At 62.2% G+C, this 4,584-nt stretch carries 4 protein-coding genes and 2 pseudogenes; 1 reads left to right on the top strand and 5 read right to left on the bottom strand.

Features of this window, described 5'->3' with window-relative positions; genetic code table 11:
- The 5 genes and pseudogenes from EN906_RS24030 to EN906_RS24010 form a co-directional block, all read right to left on the bottom strand.
- Positions 1-238: pseudogene (locus EN906_RS24030) on the bottom strand (anti-sigma factor); the annotation flags it as partial.
- Entirely contained in the window at positions 235-750 is a 516-nt protein-coding gene (locus tag EN906_RS24025; protein WP_236383399.1) for a sigma-70 family RNA polymerase sigma factor, read from the bottom strand. The gene EN906_RS24025 and the pseudogene EN906_RS24030, both read right to left, overlap by 4 nt.
- A 158-nt stretch (positions 751-908) precedes the next feature.
- On the bottom strand, positions 909-1,442 hold the full coding sequence (locus EN906_RS24020; protein WP_023812014.1) for a response regulator transcription factor: 534 nt from the start codon (positions 1,440-1,442) through the stop codon (positions 909-911).
- Positions 1,432-2,754 (bottom strand): ATP-binding protein, encoded by a 1,323-nt coding sequence (locus EN906_RS24015; RefSeq protein ID WP_127268839.1) that lies wholly within the window; start codon positions 2,752-2,754, stop codon positions 1,432-1,434. The genes EN906_RS24020 and EN906_RS24015 overlap by 11 nt, the downstream gene beginning before the upstream one ends.
- A complete protein-coding gene (locus EN906_RS24010; RefSeq protein ID WP_127268838.1) occupies positions 2,751-4,064 on the bottom strand; it encodes an MFS transporter in 1,314 nt (437 codons plus the stop codon). The genes EN906_RS24015 and EN906_RS24010 overlap by 4 nt, the downstream gene beginning before the upstream one ends.
- A gap of 167 nt (positions 4,065-4,231) precedes the next feature.
- Between EN906_RS24010 and EN906_RS24005 the strand changes: the two are divergent.
- Positions 4,232-4,584 (top strand): annotated as a pseudogene (locus EN906_RS24005) (ubiquinol oxidase subunit II); the annotation flags it as partial.

The raw sequence follows: 4,584 nt of genomic DNA, 5'->3' as shown, positions 1-4,584 counted from the left end.
CAAGCCCCCTCTCCAGCCGCCGCGCGGCATCGGCGGTCGCAGGGCGCGCCATGCCCTTGGAGCCGGCAAGCGCCACGCGCAGTTCATCGCGGGTCCTGAGATCCGACATCACACGCGCCGCCGCCTCCGGGCGAGCGGACAAGAATGCTTCGACCTCGATGCGGCGGGTGACGTCGACCTGGTCGTCGACATAGGCGTCGAGGTCGATATCGGTCACGGGATCGACAGTTGCGGTCATGACGGGCCTCCAACGATCCTGAGGTGGTTTTTTGCCTTCGCCGGCTCCTCCATCTCGCGCAGTGCGGCGCGCGCCCTGCCGATGCGGGACATCAGCGTGCCGAGCGGCACGCCGCTGGCATCGGCGGCCTGTTGATAGGAGAGGCCTTCGATGGCGACGAGGTGCAGCGCTGAACGCTGTTCTTCCGGCAGGCTGAAAAAAGCCTCGCGCACCTGCGCCAGGCGCACCGAATGTTCCTGTGGTGCCGGCGTGCTGCCGTCGGCCAGGTATCCAGCCTGTTCGACGCGCGACGCTTCGGACTTGCGGGACCGCATCTTGTCGATGAAGGTGTTGTGGACGATCGACAGCAGCCACGCGCGCAGGTTTCCGCCGGAGCGGAACGTGCTGCGCCGCTCATAAGCGCGCACCAGCGCGTCATGGACAAGATCCTCGGCGTCGGTGCTGTCGCGCGTCAGCGAGCGCGCATAGCGGCGCAGCGAACCGAGCTGTCCTATGATGTCAAAACGTGGCATTGACGGTTTCATGTCCTGTTTACGGAGCATGTGGGGATTTTAATCCCTGCCCTGCCAATTTTTTCCCTTCGGAGGACATCGTTCGAATGTAACGATTGTTGCCGGCATCAATTTTATCATTGGTATCGGCACGATGTGCGATGCCCGGTAGATCGTGCCTACTTCACACGCCTCTTCTCCAGCTTCCTCGCCAGCGTCCGGCGGTGCATGCCCAACCGTCGTGCTGTCTCGGAAATGTTGAAGTCGGCCTCCACCAGCATTTCGTGGATGCGCTCCCATTCGAGGTTCTTTATCGAGGTTGGTCGCTCGGCGAGCGGCACCGAAGCATTGCCCTCGACCTGGCCGAAAGCGGCTTCAATGTCGTCGGTGTTGGCGGGTTTGGCGAGATACTGGCAGGCGCCGAGCTTGATCGCCTCGACAGCGGTGGCGATGCTTGCAAAGCCGGTCAACACGACGATCCGCATTTCAGGATCGTGCTCGTGCAGCGCCCTGACGCATTCCAGGCCCGAGCCGCTGGCGAGCTTGAGATCGACGACGGCATATTGGAAGGCAACGGTGCCGATCAGCGCATGCACGCCGTCGACGCTCCGGCAGCTATGCGTTTCGTAATCACGCCGTTCGAAAGACCGGCGCAGTGCGTTGGCAAAGGCGATATCGTCCTCGACGATCAACAGCGTGCGTTTAGTCGGCATTGTGCCCTCGTGGAGACAGAGCAGCCAGTGGCAGATGCAACGTAACCGAAGCTCCCCCCTCGGTTCTATTTCTTACGGTGACGGTACCCCCCAGCTTGCGGATGACATTGACGACCAGAAACAGGCCGAGCCCGCTACCTGGCCGGTTCTTGGTCGACGTATAGGGCTTGCCGAATTCAGCAAGCATGGCTTCTTCAAATCCCGGTCCCACGTCGACAACTTCGATGATGAGATCGTCCGCCTGGCGGCTGACGGTCAACCCCACCCATAGAGGCGACGCTTCAAGTGCGTTGTCCAGTACATTGAACATCACCTGTTTGAGCGCGGGATCGGAGACGATCTCCTGGTTGGCGCCGAAACGCCTGGTGTATTCGAAGCCTTGCGGCAGCCGTGTCGACTTCCATTCGGCCACCAGCTCCGCCAGGAAGGCGTCGACGGAGGTGCGAACCGTGCCTTCGCCGCGCAATTCGCCCGACGACATCAGGATTCCCGAAACGATCTTCTTGCAACGGTCCAACTGGCCCTGCATCTCCCGGATTTCCTGCGCCAGATCCGGATCTGCCTCGAGAGCCGGCATGCGCTGCCAGTCATTGAGGATGACGGAAAGCGTGGCCAGCGGCGTGCCGAGCTCATGCGCGGCACCGGAGGCGAGCAGGCCCATCCTGACGATGTGAGCCTCCTCCGCCGACTGCTGGCGCAAATCCGCAAGATGGGCGTCGCGGGTGCGAATGTTGTTCTGGACCCTGGTGATGAACAGCACCAGAAGCGTTGCCGCCAGGACGAAACAGATGAACATGCCCTGGATGTGCAGGCTGAACAGCCCGGCCCCGTGTGCGGCGGGCAGGCTGATCTCACGGTAAAAAGTAGTCAGCGCGATGAAGCACGTGCTTGCAATGAAGACAAGCGCCCAAACCGACCATGTCTCCAGCAGCACCGCGCCCAGGATGACCTGGAGCAGGTAAAGCGAAATGAAGGGATTGGACGCGCCGCCGCTCAGGTAAAGCTGGACCGTCAACGCGGTGACGTCGAGCAGCAGTCCAAGAAACAGCTCGGTGTTGGTGATCGCGTCCTGGCTGCTGTGCCGGCGCAGGCTGGCGACATTGAGAGCGATCAGCAGCAGGATCACCACCGCCATCGGGACCAGCGGCAATCCAATGCCGAGCACGTAGCGGACGAACAGGATCGTCACGATCTGACCACCGACCGCGATCCAGCGCAGTTGAATCAGAAGCAGAAAATTCTGTTTGTTGGTCTTGTCGTGCAACGTCATTGGGCCGGGAGGTCCCCAGCCCTGGCCAAGCAGGTCACTCAAGCGGGCGTCCGATCCAGGCGCTGGTTGAGTCTCAGCGCAAGCAACGTGCATAGCGCTCCCGACAACAGATAGGCGCCTGATGAGATCAGCCCGAAATGGGCGGACAGGAACAGGGCGACTATGGGGGCGAAGCCCGCCCCGAACAGCCAGGCGAGATCCGAGGTCAGCGCCGCCCCTGTATAGCGGTAGGTCTTTGAAAAGTTCGAGGCGAGTGCTCCTGAAGACTGGCCGAACGACAGGCCGAGCAGGACGAAGCCCAAGACCATGAAGACGGACTCTCCGACGAAGCCGCCATCGAGCAGCTGTGGCGCGAAACCGCTGAACACGGCAATGGCCACCGCCGAGCCTCCGAGCAAGGGCCAGCGCCCAACCCGGTCGGCGACGAAGCCCGAGATCGCGATTGCCGCCAGGCCGAAGAAAGCTCCGATCGTCTCGATGACGAGGAACCGTGCCGGTCCCTCGCGCGTGAACAGGAAAATCCAGGACAGAGGAAACACCGTCACCATGTGGAACAGGGCGAAACTCGCCAGCGGCGCGAAGGCGCCGAGCACGACAGTGCGCCCTTCGGCGCGCAACGTCTCGCGGACGGAAGTCGGCTCCAGTTCCTGGCCTTCGAACAGTTTGGTGTATTCCGGCGTCACCACGATGCGCAGCCGTGCGAACAGGGCGACGACATTGATGGCGAAGGCGACGAAGAACGGGTAGCGCCAGCCCCAGCTGAAGAAGTCTTCGGCCGACAGGTTGCCGACGAAATATGCAAACAGGGCGCTGGCAACGATGAGCCCGAGTGGTGCGCCCAGCTGCGGGATCATCGCATACCAGCCGCGGCGCTTTTCGGGCGCATTCAACGCCAGCAGCGAGGCAAGTCCGTCCCATGTCCCGCCCAGCGCCAGTCCCTGACCGATCCGGAACATGGCCAGCAGCCAGGCCGAAGCCTGGCCGATCTGGTCGTAACCGGGCACGAAGGCGATCGACACGGTCGAGGTCCCCAGCAGGAACAGCGCGATGGTGAGCTTGGCGCTGCGTCCGTAGGCGCGGTCGAGCGCGGTGAAGATCGCCGTGCCGATCGGCCGCGCGATGAAGGCAAGCGCGAAGATGGCGAAGGAGTAGAGCGTGCCGGTCAACGGGTCGGCATAAGGAAATACGAGCTTCGGAAAAACGATGACGGAAGCGATCGCGTAGACGAAGAAGTCGAAGAATTCCGACGTCCTGCCGATGATGACGCCAACGGCGATTTCGCCGGGCTTCACTTCATGATGCCGCGCGTTGATCCGTCTTGCGTCGGCTTCGATCTTAGAAGTTGGGCTCACAGCATTCTCCGTCGCCCCGCCGCGGTCTCATTACGATCGCTTGCCATGTGCGCGGGCCAGGTGCTTTGATGAGGCCTGCCGCGTCATTGCGGCATTGGACAAATTGTCCAATGCCTTCATTGCCGCGGTACGGCTAGCACTGGGGGGAACAACCGACAGGTCATACATTGAGCCGTCTCCGTACCCTTTTCCTGCTGCCCCTGCTGGCATCGCTCGGCTCCTGCAGCATGGTCGTCATGAACCCTGCCGGCGACGTCGCCGCGCAGCAGCGCGACCTGCTGATGGTGTCCACGGCACTGATGCTGATCGTCATCATACCGGTGATGGCTCTCACCATATTCTTTGCCTGGCGATACCGCCAGTCCAACCGCGAGGCGCGCTACGAGCCGGATTGGGACCACTCGACCCATCTCGAACTCGTCATTTGGGCGGTGCCGCTTCTGATCATAATCTGCCTGGGCGCAGTGACCTGGATGGGCACCCATCTGCTCGACCCCTATCGTCCGATCGGACGTGTGGC

It is taken from the genome of Mesorhizobium sp. M7A.F.Ca.CA.004.06.1.1 (genome assembly GCF_003999135.1).
Taxonomy (GTDB): domain Bacteria; phylum Pseudomonadota; class Alphaproteobacteria; order Rhizobiales; family Rhizobiaceae; genus Mesorhizobium.
This window is presented reverse-complemented; position numbering and strand designations above follow the sequence as displayed.